This is a genomic window from Citrobacter sp. RHBSTW-00029 (assembly GCF_014104295.1).
Classification (GTDB): Bacteria; Pseudomonadota; Gammaproteobacteria; order Enterobacterales; family Enterobacteriaceae; genus Citrobacter; species Citrobacter youngae.
Genome location: NZ_JABXRT010000001.1, coordinates 4,479,332 through 4,495,903, shown reverse-complemented (window position 1 = coordinate 4,495,903; position 16,572 = coordinate 4,479,332). Strand labels below are relative to the sequence as shown.

The window sequence follows — 16,572 nt, the reverse complement described above, 5'->3', positions numbered from 1 at the left end:
GCCTCACCACCATTATGCTTCGCCTAAATAGGCGCGGATCACGTCCGGGTTGTTACGAATCTGCTCCGGTGTCCCGTTCGCCAGCGGCGTCCCCTGGTTCACCACGTAAATACGGTCTGAAATGCCCATCACCAGCTTCATGTCGTGCTCAATGAGCAGGATGGTGGTGTCGTGATGGTCGCGCAGCTCAGCAATCAGCTCATCCAGCTCTTTGGTTTCTTTCGGGTTAAGACCCGCAGCAGGTTCATCGAGCATCAGAATTTCCGGCTGAGTGACCATGCAACGGATAATCTCAAGACGGCGCTGGTCGCCATAGGCCAGGTTGCTCGCCTGTCGGTTAGCATGCTGCAGCAGGCCGATACGATCAAGCCAGGTGGCGGCGCGGTCCAGCGCTTCATCCTGCGCGCGGCGAAAAGCAGGGGTTTTTAGCAGCCCGGAGAAAACCCCAGCTTTCAGTTGCTGATGCTGCGCCACCAGCAGATTTTCAATCACCGTCATTTCGCGAAACAGACGCACGTGCTGGAAGGTACGCACCACGCCCATACGCGCAATTTGCTGGCCCGGCAGCCCTTCAAGGTGCTGGTCGCGCAGCTTAATCGTCCCGCCGGTCGGCTTATAGAACCCGGTCAGGCAGTTGAAGACCGTGGTTTTCCCCGCGCCGTTCGGGCCAATCAGGGAGACTATCTCTTTTTTATGCAAATCCAGAGACACATTGTTGACTGCCAGCAGGCCGCCAAAACGCATCATCAGGCCGCTAACCGATAATAATGGCTGACTCATGCCTGCTCTCCTTTTGCTTCCCCGTTTTTCAGCTTCAACTGTGGACGGGTCATCGGCAGCAAGCCCTGCGGACGCCAGATCATCATCAGTACCATTAAACCACCCAGCATTAACATGCTGTATTCATTGAAATCACGCATCAGCTCGCGTGACACCACCAGCAGGATGGCCGCCAGGATCACCGCAAACTGTGAGCCCATTCCGCCCAGTACCACAATCGCCAGCACAAAGGCCGACTCGGCAAAGGTGAAGGATTCCGGGCTGACAAAGCCCTGGCGCGCGGCAAACAACGTACCGGCAAAACCGGCGAACGCGGCGCTGATGGTAAAGGCGGTCAGCTTGATGCGCGTAGGGTTTAAGCCCAGTGAACGGCAGGCGATTTCATCTTCACGCAACGCTTCCCATGCACGGCCCAGCGGCATACGCAACAGGCGGTTGATGACAAACAGCGAGAAGACCACTAGCAGCAGCGCCACCAGGTAGAGGAAAATCACACGGTCAGAGGGATCGTATTTCACGCCAAAGAAGTTGCTGAAGGTATCCCAGCCGCCCTCACGGGCGCTACGGCTGAATTCAAGACCGAAAAAGGTCGGTTTCGGGATCTGGCTGATACCGTTCGGGCCACCGGTGACTTCAGTATTATTGAGCAACAGGATACGCACGATTTCGCCAAAGCCTAAGGTCACTATTGCCAGGTAGTCGCCGCGCAGACGCAGAACCGGGAAGCCAAGCAGGAATCCTGCCGCCGCCGATACCAATCCCGCCAGCGGCAAACAGGTCCAGAAACCAAGACCGTAATAGTGGTTCAGCAGCGCAAAGGTGTACGCACCAATGGCATAGAAGCCGCCATAGCCCAGCACCAGCAAGCCGGAAAGGCCGACCACCACGTTTAAACCGAGGCCAAGGATGATATAAATCATCGTCAGCGTGGCGATATCCACCGTGCCGCGCGACACCATAAACGGCCACGCCACGGCAATCACCAGCAGCGCCACCAGGAACAGCTTCTGTTTAACGGTGGAGCCGTCAATCGCCGGCAGAATAAACTTCGGCCCGGAGACGCTCTTCAGGCTCTTCTGGAAAACGGGACGCAGCAACTGGAAGAGGAAGACCACGCCAGTACCAATAAACACCCACTGCCAGCGAATATCCGCCGCGGAATCCACCACCAGTTTGGTGCCGTCAAGCTCTAACTGAACGCCCATAAAGACGCCCGCCAGGACGAAGAACATGGCGGCAGAGAGCAGCGCCATTGCAAAATGCATCGGTTTCATACTTTCTCTACCTCCGGGCGACCCAGAATACCGGTCGGCATCACCAGCAGCACCAGAATCAGCAGCGCGAATGAAACGACGTCTTTGTATTCAGTACTCAGATAAGCAGAGGAGAGCGCTTCCGCGACGCCCAGAATCAGGCCGCCGATCATCGCCCCTGGAATGCTGCCGATGCCGCCAAGCACCGCTGCAGTAAAGGCCTTCATCCCGGCCATAAAGCCAATATAGGGGTTAATTACGCCATAGAATTGACCGAGTAGCACGCCCGCTACCGCCGCCATTGCCGCGCCAATCACAAAGGTCAGCGCAATCACGCGATCGGTGTTGATGCCGAGCAGGCTGGCCATTTTCAGGTCTTCCGCGCAGGCACGGCAGGCGCGCCCCATACGGGAATAACGGATAAACAGCGTCAGCGCCAGCATCGCCAGGAAGGTTACAATCCAGATAACCAGCTGCATGGTGGTGATGGAAGCAGAGAAGTTTTCGCTACTGCCAACGGTCCACTGGCCATTAAACAGGCTGGGCAGTGCCACATCGCGCGAGCCTTCAGTGAGGCTGACGTAGTTTTGCAGGAAGATGGACATCCCGATAGCGGAAATTAGCGCAATCAGGCGCTTGGAGCTGCGCACGGGCCGATACGCCACGCGTTCAATGCTCCAGCCGTAGGCGCTGGCAATCACAATCGCGCCGACGAAGCCCGCCGCGACCAGTAGCCAACTGGAATCAATGCCCATCATCATTAGCGCGGCGATGATCATAAAGGAGACATAACTGCCGATCATATACACCTCGCCGTGGGCGAAGTTGATCATGCCGATAATGCCGTACACCATCGTGTAGCCGATGGCGATCAGCGCGTAGGTGCTTCCCAGCGTGACGCCGTTAAACATCTGCTGCAAGAAATAGAGGAACTGCTCGGACATAAGGTAACCTTTCTTAACCCGCCCGTTTTACACGGGCGGTGGGATAACTCGTCTTCAGGTATTACTTCGCGACGGTCGATGAACCGTCCGCATGCCACTGGAAGACACCAAACTCAAATCCCTTCAAATCGCCTTTTTCGTCCCATTTCAGCGGCCCAATCACGGTATCAGCCCCGTGTGCTTTCAGATCTTTCACCAGGTCCAGCGGCTCTTTGCTACCGCTACGATCCATTGCGGTCGCCAATGACTGGACTGCTGCATAAGTGATCCACACGTACGGTCCAGTTGGATCTTTCTTGTCAGCTTTGAGCGCATCGACGATAGCTTTATTCGCCGGATCCTGGTCATAGCGTTTTGGCATGGTCACCAGCATGCCTTCAGCGGCATCACCGGCAATGTTAGACAGCGACGCATTGCCGACGCCCTCTGGTCCCATAAACTGGGTTTTCAGCCCGACGGAACGTGCCTGGCGCAGCATTTGCCCCATTTCCGGGTAGTAGCCGCCGTAATAAACAAAGTCGATATTTTCTTTTTTCAGGCGAGCGATCAGCGCAGAGAAATCTTTTTCCCCGGCGGTGATACCGTCAAAGAAAACGATGTTGGCTTTACCTGCTTTCAGGCTGTCCTGCACCGAACGCGCCAGGCCTTCACCGTACTGCTGTTTGTCATGAATGATGGCGATACGCTGTGGCTTCACCTGCTCCAGGATGTATTTCGCGGCAGTCGGCCCCTGAGAGGAGTCCAGACCCGCGGTGCGCATGATGTGCGCGTAACCACGCTGCGTCAGCTCCGGGTTAGTCGCGCCCGGAGAAATCATCAGAATGCCTTCGTCTTCGTAAATATCTGATGCCGGTTGAGTCGATGAAGAACACAGGTGGCCAATTACGTACTGAATGCCGTCGTTGACGATTTTGTTCGCGACGGCAACGGCCTGTTTCGGATCGCAGGCATCGTCATATTCCACGGCGACCAACTTGTCGCCTTTGATCCCACCTTTGGCATTGATATCTTTAATCGCCTGACGTGCGCCATTAAATTCCATATCGCCCCACTGCGCGACCGGACCTGACATCGCGCCAACAACAGCGACCTTGATATCTTCCGCCATGACCGCGTGTGACATTGCCAGTGCTATCACCCCTGCGATGATTGTTTTCGCATTCCGTTTCATTACCTGAATCCCCATTCGTGACGTAATTAATATTTTGTATTTATGTGGTTAAAAAGCAGTCTGTGCTTTTTTTGAACTGCACTATTTTTACCAGTCTCATTAATGGTTTAGCGCAGTCATTTAAGCAAAATAAGGCTAAAATCTCTATTTTTCAGTCGATTAAGAAAAGATAATATTCTGCTTTTCACTATAGATAAACAAAAAAAAGCACGTTTGTCAGCATAAAATAACGGTACAAAGAGCGGAATAAAATGCTGCATTCCAGGGTATTATTCTGCCTGTTTTTCAATCTCTACGGTTTCAAACTGTCATTACTGTTGTTACAAAATTATTAATCTGGTTATTCACATAAAAAAGAGAAAGCATCCGGACGAATTATTTCGGTACACTCATTCCATCTTTTGTGATTTGGACATGCTGTTAATGAAGCTGACCATCGTTCGTTTAGAAAACTTCAGTGATCAGGATCTCATCGATCTTGGCAAAATCTGGCCGGAATATTCCGCCTCATCATTAAGCGTAGATGAAACGCACCGGATCTACGCCGCGCGCTTTAACGAGCGTCTGTTAGGCGCAGTTCGCGTAACCCTGAGCGGCACACAAGGCGCATTGGATTCATTGCGCGTACGCGATATCACCCGCCGTCGTGGTGTGGGCCAGTATTTGATCGAAGAAGTCATCCGGGAAAACCCTGACGTGAGTTCATGGTGGATGGCGGATGTTGGCGTTGAAGACCGCAGCGTGATGGCCGCGTTTATGCAGGCGTTAGGGTTTACAGCCCAGGAGAATGGCTGGGAAAAAAGATAAAAAAGCCGGATGGCGCTGACGCTTATCCGGCCTACATGCTGGGAGCAAAAAATAAAAAACCATCTCGCAATTTTCCAAGAATTTCACGTTGCAGGAAGGCGGCAAGTTATGAAGTCCCCGGGAGCTTACATAAGTAAGTGACCGGGGTTGAATAACGTAGCCAACGCATCTGCAGCGCGAAAGGCGCCGGGAAAATTATTTGGCGTCTGTCGCCGTACCATTAGCATGCCAGTCAAACACGCCAAATTCGAAGCCTTTCAGGTCGCCCTTCGCATCCCATGACAGAGGCCCCATTACGGTTTCCACTGAGTTTGCTTTCAGGTATTTGGCAATTTCAGCCGGGTCGTCAGACTGGTTCAGACCGGCCTGCAAGGATTGCAGCGCGGCGTAGGTGGTCCATACGAATGCACCGCTCGGATCCTGTTTCTTGGCTTTGATCGCATCCACAATCGGTTTGTTTGCCGGAACCTGATCGTAGTTCTTCGGTTTCGTTACCAGTAAGCCTTCTGCAGACTCACCCGCGATGTTAGACAGCGACACGTTCGCTACCCCTTCAGGTCCCATAAACTGAGTTTTCAGACCCGCGGCGCGAGACTGGCGCAGGATCTGCCCCATTTCCGGATGGTAACCGCCGTAGTAAACGAAATCGATATTCTCTTTCTTCAAACGCGCCACCAGCGTAGAGAAATCTTTCTCACCGGCGGTGATCCCGTCAAAGAACACCACGTCAGCGTTAGCCTTCTTGAGGTTGTCCTGCACGGAACGCGCCAGGCCTTCACCGTACTGCTGTTTGTCATGCACGATCGCAATGCGCTTCGGCTTCACTTTTTCAACGATATATTTGGCGGCCGTTGGGCCCTGATCGGAATCCAGACCAGTGGTACGTAACACCAGGTTATAGCCGCGTGCGGTCAGCTCTGGCGCCGTTGCCGCTGGGGTAATCATCAGAATGCCTTCGTCTTCATAGATATCTGACGCAGGCTGAGTGGAGGAAGAACACAGGTGGCCGATAACGTATTTAATCCCGTCGTTGACCACTTTGTTAGCAACCGCTACCGCTTGTTTCGGATCACAGGCATCGTCATATTTCACCATGACCAGTTTGTCGCCTTTCACGCCGCCTTTGGCATTGATATCTGCAATCGCCTGCTCTGCGCCAGTAAATTCCTGATCGCCATACTGCGCCACCGGGCCGGACATCGCGCCGACGACAGCAACTTTAATATCCTTAGCAAACGCCATATTGCTCAAAGACAGGGCGATACATCCTGCCAATAACGCTTTACCCTTCATATTCATCCTGACAATCCCCATTATTGTGGTTATTACGTGTGTTGTGATGTTGTTTTTCAGCACTTTATTTCGATTATTGGATAGCCACCCGTGCTTTAGCAGCATACTCTGCTAAAACATACCCGATTTTTATTATTTTGGAATAGCTAAATTTGACATGCAGATAACAACTTGATGACAAAAAGCATAGAACGTCAGGAGAGAGCAGGAGAGATAAAAACAAAAAACCCCGGATTTTCATCCAGGGTTTATCAGCATTTTCAGTTTGGCAGAAAGTTTACGCTTCGATCGCCGCACGCAGTTTTTTCATCGCGTTCTTTTCAAGCTGACGAACACGTTCAGCGGAAACGCCGTAGCGATCGGCCAGTTCCTGCAACGTCGACTTGTTGTCTTCGTCCAGCCAGCGGGCACGAATGATGTCCTGGCTACGCTCGTCCAGACCTTCCATTGCGTGGGTCAGTTTGTTCGCGGCCTGATCTTCCCAGTTATCCTCTTCAATGCCATCAGCAAAGTTGGAGGATTTATCCTGCAGATACAGAACCGGAGCCATCGGCTGGCTGTCGGACTCGTCGTCCGAAGACATGTCAAACGTCATGTCCTGCGCCGCCATACGGGATTCCATTTCGCGCACGTCTTTGCTGGAAACACCCAGCTCGCGAGCAACCATTTCCACTTCATCCTGGTTAAACCAGCCCAGACGCTGCTTGGTTTTACGCAGGTTAAAGAACAGCTTACGCTGCGCTTTAGTGGTCGCGACTTTCACGATACGCCAGTTACGCAGAACGTATTCGTGGATCTCGGCTTTGATCCAATGCACGGCGAAGGAGACCAGGCGCACACCCACTTCCGGGTTGAAACGGCGCACGGCTTTCATCAGGCCGATATTACCTTCCTGAATCAGATCCGCCTGCGGCAGGCCATAGCCCGCGTAGTTACGAGCAACATGAACAACAAAGCGCAGGTGAGACAGGATCAGCGTTTTAGCTGCTTCCAGATCGCCCTGGTAATGCAGCTTTTCAGCCAGCGCCCGCTCCTCGTCAGCCGACAACATCGGCCACGCGTTCGCAGCCCGGATGTAAGACTCCAGGTTACCAACAGGGGCTAAAGCTAAATTTTGCATTTCTTTGGTCATTCAAATCCTCTCAATCTTTGTCATCTGGCGTTGGTAAAAACCAATAGCAACAACCATGCCAGAGCTTATGAGCAACGAGAATATCATTCAATCTTTTATCAGACAGTGATTTTATCCACAAGTTCCATGTCGTAATGTGTATAAATTACGCACAAAATGTGACATCACGATGAATGCGCCGGGAAGAGAAAACAGGGCTCTTTCCCTGCAGAGCGAACTACTCAGTGCAGGGAAAGATTATACCAGAGATTTTTTAATCGGGGGTAAAGTGGCGTAAATGTTGAACCGTGGCAAGCCAGGCTGCCACCCAGCCAATCATTGAGCATACCAGCAGGAGTAGCAAGCACTCATCGAATGATAAGCCGTTGATATCAAACTTCGTTCCGAAAACCTGTGCCACTTCAGTCACCGCTGATGACAGTCGCATCACCAAAATTTCTGACAAAATCAGTGAAAGAAATGCGCCGGAAAAACCCAGCAGCGCGCCGCCGTAAAGGAACGGACGCAGGATAAATCCATCCGTCGCACCAATCAGTTTCTGTACGTTAATGGTATCGCGACGCGCAAAAATGCTCAGACGCACGCTGTTACCGATGACGAGGAAGACCGCCACCACCATCAGCACGCCAATCATCGCGGAAACGCGTCCGACCAGGCCCGTTAACGCCGCCAGTCGTGCAAACCAGCTGTCATCCATGCGTACTTCATCGATACCGTTGATTTGTGCAATACGATCACGCAGCGTGTTCAGTGATTCCGTGCCCTGGAAATCCAGTTTCGGGATCACCACCGCCACGGCGGGCAGCGGGTTCTCTTCCAGCATATCCAGCGCGCCGCCAAAGCCAGACCAGTTACGGAATTCGCCCAGCGCATCGTCACGGGAGAGGTAATTCACTTTCTCCACGCCCTGTTCGGCCTGTAACTGCCCCACCACACGTGCCGCCGCATCATCATCCAGCGTTTTTTGCAGATATACGGTGATCTGCGGGGACGGGTAATACTGGCTTGCCGCCTGGTTCACGTTCTTGTAGACCATGTAACAAACACTTGGCAACGTCAGTGAGATAGCGATAACCATTACCGTCAGAAATGTCGCCAGCGGTTTACTTTTCAGGTCCTGTAACGCGCCCTGGAACGCATAACGTACCTGCTCGTTAAAGACGTTGGTTTTACGCGAGTTCGGTTTTGGCGACGCTTTCGCACGTTTTGGCGCGTTGCGACCGCCATCACCCGGTGCGCCGCCCGATTTACGAAAGCGATCCAGTCGTCCACCGAACTGTTTGATTTGATTGATAGCGTCACGCCTATTCATGCGCCAGGCCTCCATGCAGGTGTCCGTCACTCAGGACAAGCTGGCGATAAGAACGACGGGAGATCAGCCCAATATCGTGCGTCGCCATTAATACCGTTACCCCGACGCGATTAAACTCTTCGAACAGACGCAGGATCCCTTCTGACAGCGCGTCATCCAGGTTCCCCGTCGGTTCATCCGCCAGCAGTACCGCAGGCTTGTTCACCACCGCGCGGGCGATGCCCACACGCTGCTGTTCACCGCCGGAGAGTTGAATCGGGAAGTTCTTCGCTTTGTCCAACAGCCCGACCTTATCCAGCGCCGCTGACACGCGACGACGAATATCGTCCCCGCTGGCACCCGCAATGATCAGTGGGATTGCCACGTTGTCGAAGACGGTTCTGTCCATCAACAGGTGGTGATCCTGAAAAATCATGCCGATCTGGCGACGCAGAAACGGCACTTCACGGTTTTTCAAACGGCTGATGTCATGCCCGCTAAAGTAGATTTTCCCGGCGCTGGGCCGTTCAATTCCACAAATCAGCTTCAGCAGGGTACTTTTCCCCGCGCCGGAGTGGCCGGTCAGAAACGCCATCTCGCCAGGCTGCATATGGAATGTGACTCCCTGCAGCGCTTGTCTCCCACCGAGATAGGCCTTGCTGACATGTTCAAAGCGAATCATTGTTAATCCTCTCGGGCAAAAAGTGCCTCTATAAAATCGCCCGCTTTAAACGGACGTAAATCCTCGATACGTTCGCCCACACCGATATAGCGGATAGGGATGCCAAACTGATCGGCAACCGAGAAAATGACCCCGCCCTTCGCCGTACCATCCAGCTTGGTCAGAGTGATACCGGTTAAGCCCACCGCTTCATGGAACAGTTTGGCCTGGCTTATCGCATTCTGCCCGGTGCTGGCGTCGATAGTCAGCATAACTTCATGCGGCGCATCAACGTCCAGCTTCTTCATCACGCGAACGATTTTTTTCAATTCTTCCATCAGGTGCGATTTATTCTGCAAACGCCCTGCGGTATCAGCGATCAGCACGTCTACGTTACGCGCTTTCGCCGCCTGGATGGCGTCAAAGATAACGGACGCAGAATCTGCGCCGGTGTGCTGAGCAATCACCGGAATATTGTTACGCTGACCCCATACCTGCAGCTGTTCTACCGCCGCCGCACGGAAAGTATCGCCCGCCGCCAGCATCACCGATTTACCCTGCTGCTCAAACTGACGCGCCAGCTTACCAATAGTGGTGGTTTTGCCCACACCGTTGACGCCAACCATTAAGATAACAAATGGTGTTTTGCCCTCAACGTTCAGCGGTTCGTCAACCTTCGCCAGAATCTCGCCCATCTCTTCTTTCAGCAGGCCGTACAGCGCTTCCGCATCTTTAAGCTGCTTGCGGCTGGCACCTTCAGTCAGATTCGCAATGATCTTACGGGTCGTTTCTACGCCCACATCGGCGATCAGCAGCTGCTCTTCCAGCTCTTCAAACAGATCATCGTCGATCTTTTTACCACGGAACAGACTGATAAATCCGGAACCGAGGTTTTCTTTTGTTTTCAGCAGGCTGCGTTTCAGGCGCGCAAAGAAACCTTCTTTGGTTGGTTTTTCCTGCTCCTGGACCACCTCTTCTTCTACCGGTTCTTCTACAGCAGGTTCTTCTGGCGGCTCCACTATGACGGCTTCTTCAGCGGCCTCAGCGGCCAGCGCCTGCGCTTCCAGCTCTTCGTCGGTCAGTTGCGGTTCGTTTTCGGCTTCTTCTTCAACCGCCTCAACGATTTCTACGGTTTCCGCTTCGGCCTGCCACTCTTCGGCAGAAACGTCTTCGGTTTTCACCTCTTCCGGCAGCGGTAATTCTTCGTGTTCGATAACCACCGCCGCTGGCGTTTCCACTACAGTTTCAGCAACGGGTTCAACAACCGGCTCAATTTCCGGCTGCGCTTGTTCGGCGACAGGTTCTTCTTCCGGCTGCAGTTTTTCGATTTCCGCAACCTGTTCAGTGACTTCAACGACTTCAGCTGCAAAGGCTTCTGTTTCCGCCTCGCTATGCGTTTCCTGCGCGCGTGACGGCTCATCAACGACGGTAGCTTCTTCAGTAACCGGTTGTTGTTCTTCGTTTTTTACTTCTGTCTCGTTTTCCGGTGCCTGCTCTTTTTGACCAAAGCCCAGCCAGGAAAAAAAGCCACGTTTTTTCTCTTTCGCCATTTGCGACTACACTCCCCCGCTGTTGCTTCATGGCACAGCGTCAACGCTATGTACATAGCAGCTAAAAAAATGATGAAATAGTCTATCACTTAACTTAACTCACATCACCGCCTGGAATGACACGTCAGCAGCGGATTGAGCAATAATTGAAATGAAAAAACCGAATCACTCTGGTAGCGGCCAGATCCGCATTATTGGCGGGCAATGGCGTGGCCGTAAACTCCCGGTTCCGGACAGCCCCGGCCTGCGTCCGACCACCGACCGTGTACGCGAAACGCTGTTTAACTGGCTGGCCCCGGTGATGGTCGATGCCCGTTGCCTTGATTGCTTTGCCGGCAGCGGCGCGTTGGGTCTGGAAGCACTCTCCCGCTATGCGGCAGATGCCACGCTGCTGGAGATGGATCGCGCGGTATCTCAGCAGTTGCAAAAGAATCTCGCCACACTGAAAGCACCCCATGCCCGCGTGGTCAACACCAATACCCTGACATTTTTGGCTCAGGCCGGTACGCCGCATAACGTGGTGTTTGTGGATCCGCCGTTTCGTAAAGGATTACTGGAAGAAACATTAACTCTTCTGGAAACTCGCGGCTGGCTGGCAAACGAAGCGTATATTTACGTGGAAAGCGAAGTTGAAAACGGTTTGCCGCCGGTTCCGGTTAACTGGTCGTTATACCGAGAAAAAGTGGCTGGGCAGGTTGCTTATCGTCTGTATCAACGTGAAGCACAAGGAGAGCAACATGCTGATTAATCTGGGACGTCTGTTGATGCTGTGTGTCTGGGCATTCCTGCTACTGAATATTTTTCAACCGTTCCCACGTCCGCTCAATATCTTCGTGAATGTGGCTCTGGTGTTTATGGTGCTGATGCACGGCATGCAGTTGGCGCTACTGAAATCAACCATGCCGAAAGATGGCCCACAGATGACCAGCGGCGAGAAAGTGCGTATTTTTCTGTTTGGCGTCTTTGAGCTACTGGTGTGGCAAAAGAAGATTAGAGATCAGTTGAAGAAGTAATGGTGCTCACTTTGCCTGGTATCGCATAGCGAGCCGGGACGACAAAACCAGGAGGCCGGATAAGGCGTAAACCGCCATCCGGCATCAGCCAAATGAAACCTTAGCGTTCAAGCGTAAAATCAACAAAACGTGAACCTTTGTAGCTCAGTATACCTTTGTCGCCAACCGTTAACGCATGATACTGCTGGGCATCCAGACGAAATGTCTGCTCCAGGCCGCCGCTTTGCGGTTTGAAGCTGGCTTCATAGCGCATGCTGGTGCCCGCCGGGCTCACTTCCTGTTGACGGGAGCGTCGGTCGTTTAGCGGCTTTTCCCGCTTATTCGTCACCACCACCTGCTTTTGCACCAGCGGCGCGGCATCATTATCCGCTTTTTCACGTCGCTGCTGAACAAAGCGAAACGACGCGGCGACAACGATTAAGACAATGATAACAATGAAAAAAAGTGGTGGCTTGCTCATATTATTAACCCATCAGAAAATGCGGAAATAAGCATACATTGCCCGTTATGGTGTTGTCATCTGGCAGTATCGACCTCTACACTGGACAATAGAGCCGTAAGCACCCCGCTTACGAAAAAATAACGAATTCAAGGAACTAAGATGCTTTGGTCGTTTATCGCTGTCTGCCTTTCCGCATGGTTGTTCGTGGATGCTTCCTATCGTGGGCCTGCCTGGCAACGCTGGGTCTTTAAACCCCTGACGTTACTCCTGCTGGCGCTGCTGGCCTGGCAGGCGCCAATGTTTAACGCTATCAGTTACCTGGTACTGGCCGGCTTGCTGGCTTCACTGCTGGGCGACGCGCTGACGCTATTGCCGCGCCAACGCCTGCTGTACGCAGTTGGGGCATTCTTCCTGTCACACCTGCTGTATACCATTTACTTCGCCAGCCAAATGACGCTGTCGTTCTTCTGGCCTTTACCGCTGGTGCTGCTGGTGTTAGGTGCGTTGCTGATTGCTGTGATTTGGACGCGCCTGGAAGAGTTGCGCATCGCTATTTGTACCTTTATCGGCATCACGCTGATGATGGTCTGGATGGCTGGCGAACTATGGTTCTTCCGCCCAACCGCTCCGGCGCTGTCGGCATTTATGGGCGCATCGCTCCTGTTCATCGGCAATATTGTCTGGCTGGGTAGCCATTACCGTCGCCGCTTCCGCGCCGATAACGCCATTGCCGCCGCCTGCTACTTCGCCGGACATTTCCTGATTGTTCGTTCGTTGTATCTTTAAAATGCTTGACTCTGGAGTCGACTCCAGAGTGTATCCTCCGGTTAATACGAAATGATTATCAACCGGAGGATGCCATGTCGACACCTGATACCAGTGGCAAAAAAGCCCCACAATTCTCTTCTTTCAAGCCAGCGCCTGCGCCAAAGAAGGCTGATGACTGCTGCTGCGAAGGAACTTGCTCCACTACACCACCCGTATCCGATACCGTTGACGGGACTCGCTATTCCTGGAAAGTGGCAGGCATGGACTGCGCGGCCTGCGCCCGAAAAGTAGAGAATGCGGTCCGCCAGGTCAGCGGCGTTAACCAGGTTCAGGTGCTGTTTGCCACCGAAAAACTGGTGGTCGACGCCGGTTCCGATATCCGCAAGCAAGTTGAAAACGCGGTGCAGAAAGCAGGCTATACCCTGCGTGATGAGCAGGCACCAGAAGAAGCCCCCGAATCGCGGTTTAAAGAAAATCTGCCACTGATTTCGCTGATTATCATGATGGCGATTAGCTGGGGGCTGGAGCAGTTCAATCATCCCTTCGGTCAGATAGCGTTTATCGCCACCACCCTGGTCGGTCTGTACCCCATTGCCCGTCAGGCTCTGCGTCTGATGAAAACCGGCAGCTACTTTGCCATTGAAACATTAATGAGCGTGGCCGCCATCGGCGCACTGTTTATCGGCGCGACGGCGGAAGCCGCCATGGTACTGCTGCTGTTTTTAATCGGCGAGCGTCTGGAAGGATGGGCTGCCAGCCGTGCCCGTAAAGGGGTTAGCGCGCTGATGGCGCTCAAACCGGAAACCGCCACGCGCCTGCGTAACGGCGAGCGCGAAGAGGTGGCTATTAATAGCCTCCGCCCTGGCGATGTTATCGAAGTGGCCGCGGGTGGGCGTTTACCTGCCGACGGCAAACTGGTTTCCGGCTTTGCCAGCTTTGACGAAAGTGCCCTGACCGGCGAATCGATCCCGGTTGAACGCGCCACCGGCGAGAAAGTCCCGGCGGGTGCCACCAGCGTGGACCGTCTGGTTACGCTGGAAGTGCTCTCCGAACCGGGCGCCAGCGCCATTGACCGTATTCTGAAGCTGATTGAAGAAGCGGATGAACGTCGCGCCCCCATTGAGCGTTTTATTGACCGTTTCAGCCGGATTTACACCCCAGCCATTATGGCGGTTGCGCTGCTGGTTACCCTTGTACCACCGCTACTGTTTGCCGCATCCTGGCAGGAGTGGATTTATAAAGGGCTGACGCTGCTGCTGATTGGCTGCCCATGTGCACTGGTAATTTCAACCCCCGCAGCCATTACCTCTGGTCTTGCCGCCGCGGCGCGTCGTGGCGCGCTAATCAAAGGCGGGGCCGCGCTGGAACAGTTGGGAAGAGTCACGCAGGTCGCGTTTGATAAAACGGGTACACTGACCGTGGGTAAACCGCGCGTCACAGCGATTCATCCGGCGAGCGGTATTGGCGAGGCTGAACTGCTGGCGCTGGCGGCAGCGGTAGAGCAAGGCGCGACACACCCGCTGGCGCAGGCGATTGTTCGGGAAGCACAAACGCGCGAGCTGACTATACCTGCCGCGAAAGAACAGCGCGCATTAGTCGGATCTGGCATTGAAGCGCGGGTCGACGGCGAGCGCGTGCTGATTTGCGCCGCCGGGAAGCAACCTGCCGACGCTTTTGCCGGGCAGATAAGCGAGCTGGAAAGCGCGGGTCAAACGGTGGTGCTGGTGTTGCGTAACGATACTGTACTCGGCGTGCTGGCCTTACAGGACACGCTGCGCGACGATGCCCGCACCGCCATCAGCGAACTTAATCAGATTGGCGTGAAAGGGGTGATCCTGACTGGTGATAACCCACGTGCAGCGGCCGCCATTGCCGGTGAACTGGGCCTTGAATTCAAAGCGGGGCTATTGCCGGAAGATAAAGTGCAGGCAGTTTCCCATCTTAACCAACAGTCGCCGCTGGCGATGGTTGGCGACGGCATCAACGACGCTCCGGCGATGAAAGCAGCCACCATCGGCATTGCCATGGGGAGCGGAACCGACGTCGCGCTGGAAACCGCCGATGCCGCCCTGACCCACAACCGCCTGCGCGGTCTGGTACAAATGATTCAACTGGCGCGGGCCACCCACGCCAATATTCGCCAGAACATTGCGATTGCGCTTGGCCTGAAGGGGATTTTCCTCGTCACCACGCTGCTCGGGATAACCGGATTGTGGCTGGCGGTACTGGCAGATACGGGGGCGACGGTACTGGTGACTGCTAACGCGCTGCGGTTGTTACGTAAAGGATAGTTTTTTGCCGGATGACGGCGTTGCCTTATCCGGCCTACGGGTTACACGTTCTTTGTTTGCCGGATAAGCGTTAGCGCCATCCGGCAAACAAAACTAGTGACCTTTACGCAGCAGATAGCGGTACGGCAGCGAGTCGGTCTCTTTAGCCACCAGCTCATGCTCCATAAAGGTACAGAAGCCAGGAATATCGCGGGTTGTTGCCGGATCGTCGGCGACAATCAGCAGTGTTTCACCGGCCTGCATGCCACGTACGGTTTTACGCACCATCATCACCGGTTCCGGGCAGCGCAGTCCCTGGGCATCAAGAGTATGGTCGGGAGAGGTAAACAGATCGCTCATCGTAGTCTCGTTCATTCAAAAACGGCGTTATTTTACGCTCTGTTGTGGCGTAAGCCAATCAGGTTAACGATTGCGTGAAAAACAACCATTGCAATGTGCTCTTAAAGCAGTATCATGCGACGGTTTTTTATTGGGTTCCCTCACCCCATCCAACAAAAAGGTCACAATATGACTCCGTTTACACAAACTCAGCGCGTAAAAGCGTTGTTCTGGCTATCGTTATTTCATCTGCTGGTGATCACCTCCAGCAACTATCTGGTGCAGCTTCCAATCTCCATTTTTGGTTTCCATACCACATGGGGCGCGTTTAGCTTTCCGTTTATTTTCCTCGCCACCGACCTGACCGTGCGTATTTTTGGCGCGCCGTTGGCACGACGCATCATCTTTGCGGTGATGATCCCCGCGCTGCTGATCTCCTATGTCGTTTCATCCCTGTTTTATATGGGATCATGGCAGGGATTTGGCGCACTGCTGCACTTTAACCTGTTTGTCGCCCGTATCGCCGCCGCCAGCTTTATGGCTTACGCGCTGGGACAAATTCTGGATGTGCATGTCTTTAACCGCCTGCGTCAGAACCGTCGCTGGTGGCTGGCGCCAACGGCTTCCACGCTGTTTGGCAACATCAGCGATACGTTAGCCTTCTTCTTTATCGCCTTCTGGCGCAGCCCGGATGCCTTTATGGCCGAGCACTGGATGGAAATCGCGCTGGTCGATTACTGTTTCAAGGTGCTGATCAGCATTATTTTCTTCCTGCCGATGTACGGCGTGCTGCTGAATATGTTGCTGAAAAGGCTGGCAGATAAATCCGAAATCGCTGCATTGCAGACGAGTTAAAGG

17 protein-coding genes are annotated in these 16,572 nt (G+C 53.6%); 6 read left to right on the top strand and 11 right to left on the bottom strand.

Annotated features, from left to right (window positions below):
• Window positions 1-12: 12 nt before the first annotated feature.
• The 4 genes from livG to livK form a co-directional block, all read right to left on the bottom strand.
• Window positions 13-780, bottom strand: a complete 768-nt coding sequence (gene livG, locus HV041_RS21695; protein WP_048213581.1) for a high-affinity branched-chain amino acid ABC transporter ATP-binding protein LivG — start codon at window positions 778-780, stop codon at window positions 13-15.
• Window positions 777-2,054, bottom strand: a complete 1,278-nt coding sequence (livM, locus tag HV041_RS21690) for a branched chain amino acid ABC transporter permease LivM (RefSeq protein ID WP_121585159.1) — start codon at window positions 2,052-2,054, stop codon at window positions 777-779. Before livM ends, livG begins: the two co-directional genes overlap by 4 nt.
• Window positions 2,051-2,977: a high-affinity branched-chain amino acid ABC transporter permease LivH gene (gene livH, locus HV041_RS21685; protein WP_003023435.1), complete on the bottom strand. Its 927-nt coding sequence runs from the start codon at window positions 2,975-2,977 to the stop codon at window positions 2,051-2,053. Before livH ends, livM begins: the two co-directional genes overlap by 4 nt.
• A 61-nt stretch (window positions 2,978-3,038) precedes the next feature.
• On the bottom strand, window positions 3,039-4,148 hold the full coding sequence (gene livK / locus HV041_RS21680) for a high-affinity branched-chain amino acid ABC transporter substrate-binding protein LivK (protein ID WP_086523487.1): 1,110 nt from the start codon (window positions 4,146-4,148) through the stop codon (window positions 3,039-3,041).
• Between the two features lie 423 nt (window positions 4,149-4,571).
• Between livK and panM the strand changes: the two genes are divergently transcribed.
• Window positions 4,572-4,955 carry an aspartate 1-decarboxylase autocleavage activator PanM gene (gene panM / locus HV041_RS21675; RefSeq protein ID WP_115602373.1) on the top strand — a complete coding sequence of 128 codons (384 nt, stop codon included), beginning with the start codon at window positions 4,572-4,574 and terminating at the stop codon, window positions 4,953-4,955.
• Window positions 4,956-5,150: 195 nt separating this feature from the next.
• Here panM and livJ read toward each other — a convergent pair whose 3' ends face one another.
• The 5 genes from livJ to ftsY form a co-directional block, all read right to left on the bottom strand.
• A complete protein-coding gene (gene livJ, locus HV041_RS21670) occupies window positions 5,151-6,254 on the bottom strand; it encodes a branched chain amino acid ABC transporter substrate-binding protein LivJ (RefSeq protein WP_140168316.1) in 1,104 nt (367 codons plus the stop codon).
• Window positions 6,255-6,525: 271 nt separating this feature from the next.
• Window positions 6,526-7,380 carry an RNA polymerase sigma factor RpoH gene (gene rpoH, locus HV041_RS21665; RefSeq protein ID WP_003023425.1) on the bottom strand — a complete coding sequence of 285 codons (855 nt, stop codon included), beginning with the start codon at window positions 7,378-7,380 and terminating at the stop codon, window positions 6,526-6,528.
• 253 nt (window positions 7,381-7,633) lie between these two features.
• On the bottom strand, window positions 7,634-8,692 hold the full coding sequence (ftsX, locus tag HV041_RS21660) for a permease-like cell division protein FtsX (protein WP_182294267.1): 1,059 nt from the start codon (window positions 8,690-8,692) through the stop codon (window positions 7,634-7,636).
• Window positions 8,685-9,353 (bottom strand): cell division ATP-binding protein FtsE, encoded by a 669-nt coding sequence (gene ftsE, locus HV041_RS21655; RefSeq protein WP_006687468.1) that lies wholly within the window; start codon window positions 9,351-9,353, stop codon window positions 8,685-8,687. Before ftsE ends, ftsX begins: the two co-directional genes overlap by 8 nt.
• 2 nt (window positions 9,354-9,355) lie before the next feature.
• Window positions 9,356-10,882 carry a signal recognition particle-docking protein FtsY gene (gene ftsY, locus HV041_RS21650; RefSeq protein WP_121585160.1) on the bottom strand — a complete coding sequence of 509 codons (1,527 nt, stop codon included), beginning with the start codon at window positions 10,880-10,882 and terminating at the stop codon, window positions 9,356-9,358.
• A 151-nt stretch (window positions 10,883-11,033) separates the two neighbouring features.
• Between ftsY and rsmD the strand changes: the two genes are divergently transcribed.
• Together rsmD and HV041_RS21640 are read left to right on the top strand one after the other, a co-directional pair.
• Complete coding sequence (rsmD, locus tag HV041_RS21645) at window positions 11,034-11,630, top strand: 16S rRNA (guanine(966)-N(2))-methyltransferase (RefSeq protein ID WP_048213587.1); 597 nt, start codon at window positions 11,034-11,036, stop codon at window positions 11,628-11,630.
• The gene (locus HV041_RS21640; RefSeq protein ID WP_121585161.1) at window positions 11,620-11,895 is read left to right on the top strand and encodes a DUF1145 family protein; all 276 of its coding nucleotides are present in this window, start codon (window positions 11,620-11,622) and stop codon (window positions 11,893-11,895) included. The genes rsmD and HV041_RS21640 overlap by 11 nt, the downstream gene beginning before the upstream one ends.
• A gap of 100 nt (window positions 11,896-11,995) precedes the next feature.
• Here the strand turns inward: HV041_RS21640 and HV041_RS21635 are convergent, their stop codons facing one another.
• Window positions 11,996-12,355, bottom strand: a complete 360-nt coding sequence (locus HV041_RS21635) for a DUF2500 domain-containing protein (RefSeq protein WP_115601351.1) — start codon at window positions 12,353-12,355, stop codon at window positions 11,996-11,998.
• A gap of 141 nt (window positions 12,356-12,496) precedes the next feature.
• Between HV041_RS21635 and HV041_RS21630 the strand changes: the two genes are divergently transcribed.
• On the top strand, window positions 12,497-13,123 hold the full coding sequence (locus HV041_RS21630) for a lysoplasmalogenase (RefSeq protein ID WP_101742580.1): 627 nt from the start codon (window positions 12,497-12,499) through the stop codon (window positions 13,121-13,123).
• Window positions 13,124-13,197: 74 nt separating this feature from the next.
• Window positions 13,198-15,396, top strand: a complete 2,199-nt coding sequence (gene zntA / locus HV041_RS21625) for a Zn(II)/Cd(II)/Pb(II) translocating P-type ATPase ZntA (RefSeq protein WP_121585162.1) — start codon at window positions 13,198-13,200, stop codon at window positions 15,394-15,396.
• Between the two features lie 93 nt (window positions 15,397-15,489).
• Here the strand turns inward: zntA and tusA are convergent, their stop codons facing one another.
• Entirely contained in the window at window positions 15,490-15,735 is a 246-nt protein-coding gene (gene tusA / locus HV041_RS21620) for a sulfurtransferase TusA (protein ID WP_003023404.1), read from the bottom strand.
• A gap of 168 nt (window positions 15,736-15,903) precedes the next feature.
• Between tusA and HV041_RS21615 the strand changes: the two genes are divergently transcribed.
• Entirely contained in the window at window positions 15,904-16,569 is a 666-nt protein-coding gene (locus tag HV041_RS21615) for a 7-cyano-7-deazaguanine/7-aminomethyl-7-deazaguanine transporter (protein ID WP_003837818.1), read from the top strand.
• Window positions 16,570-16,572: the final 3 nt, after the last annotated feature.

What these genes read in the sequence shown, in the direction of transcription:
- livG (WP_048213581.1), bottom strand. Translation starts at nt 780, where the DNA reads ATGAGTCAGCCATTATTATCGGTTAGCGGCCTGATGATGCGTTTTGGC.
- livM (WP_121585159.1), bottom strand. Translation starts at nt 2,054, where the DNA reads ATGAAACCGATGCATTTTGCAATGGCGCTGCTCTCTGCCGCCATGTTC.
- livH (WP_003023435.1), bottom strand. Translation starts at nt 2,977, where the DNA reads ATGTCCGAGCAGTTCCTCTATTTCTTGCAGCAGATGTTTAACGGCGTC.
- livK (WP_086523487.1), bottom strand. Translation starts at nt 4,148, where the DNA reads ATGAAACGGAATGCGAAAACAATCATCGCAGGGGTGATAGCACTGGCA.
- panM (WP_115602373.1), top strand. Translation starts at nt 4,572, where the DNA reads ATGAAGCTGACCATCGTTCGTTTAGAAAACTTCAGTGATCAGGATCTC.
- livJ (WP_140168316.1), bottom strand. Translation starts at nt 6,254, where the DNA reads ATGAATATGAAGGGTAAAGCGTTATTGGCAGGATGTATCGCCCTGTCT.
- rpoH (WP_003023425.1), bottom strand. Translation starts at nt 7,380, where the DNA reads ATGACCAAAGAAATGCAAAATTTAGCTTTAGCCCCTGTTGGTAACCTG.
- ftsX (WP_182294267.1), bottom strand. Translation starts at nt 8,692, where the DNA reads ATGAATAGGCGTGACGCTATCAATCAAATCAAACAGTTCGGTGGACGA.
- ftsE (WP_006687468.1), bottom strand. Translation starts at nt 9,353, where the DNA reads ATGATTCGCTTTGAACATGTCAGCAAGGCCTATCTCGGTGGGAGACAA.
- ftsY (WP_121585160.1), bottom strand. Translation starts at nt 10,882, where the DNA reads ATGGCGAAAGAGAAAAAACGTGGCTTTTTTTCCTGGCTGGGCTTTGGT.
- rsmD (WP_048213587.1), top strand. Translation starts at nt 11,034, where the DNA reads ATGAAAAAACCGAATCACTCTGGTAGCGGCCAGATCCGCATTATTGGC.
- HV041_RS21640 (WP_121585161.1), top strand. Translation starts at nt 11,620, where the DNA reads ATGCTGATTAATCTGGGACGTCTGTTGATGCTGTGTGTCTGGGCATTC.
- HV041_RS21635 (WP_115601351.1), bottom strand. Translation starts at nt 12,355, where the DNA reads ATGAGCAAGCCACCACTTTTTTTCATTGTTATCATTGTCTTAATCGTT.
- HV041_RS21630 (WP_101742580.1), top strand. Translation starts at nt 12,497, where the DNA reads ATGCTTTGGTCGTTTATCGCTGTCTGCCTTTCCGCATGGTTGTTCGTG.
- zntA (WP_121585162.1), top strand. Translation starts at nt 13,198, where the DNA reads ATGTCGACACCTGATACCAGTGGCAAAAAAGCCCCACAATTCTCTTCT.
- tusA (WP_003023404.1), bottom strand. Translation starts at nt 15,735, where the DNA reads ATGAGCGATCTGTTTACCTCTCCCGACCATACTCTTGATGCCCAGGGA.
- HV041_RS21615 (WP_003837818.1), top strand. Translation starts at nt 15,904, where the DNA reads ATGACTCCGTTTACACAAACTCAGCGCGTAAAAGCGTTGTTCTGGCTA.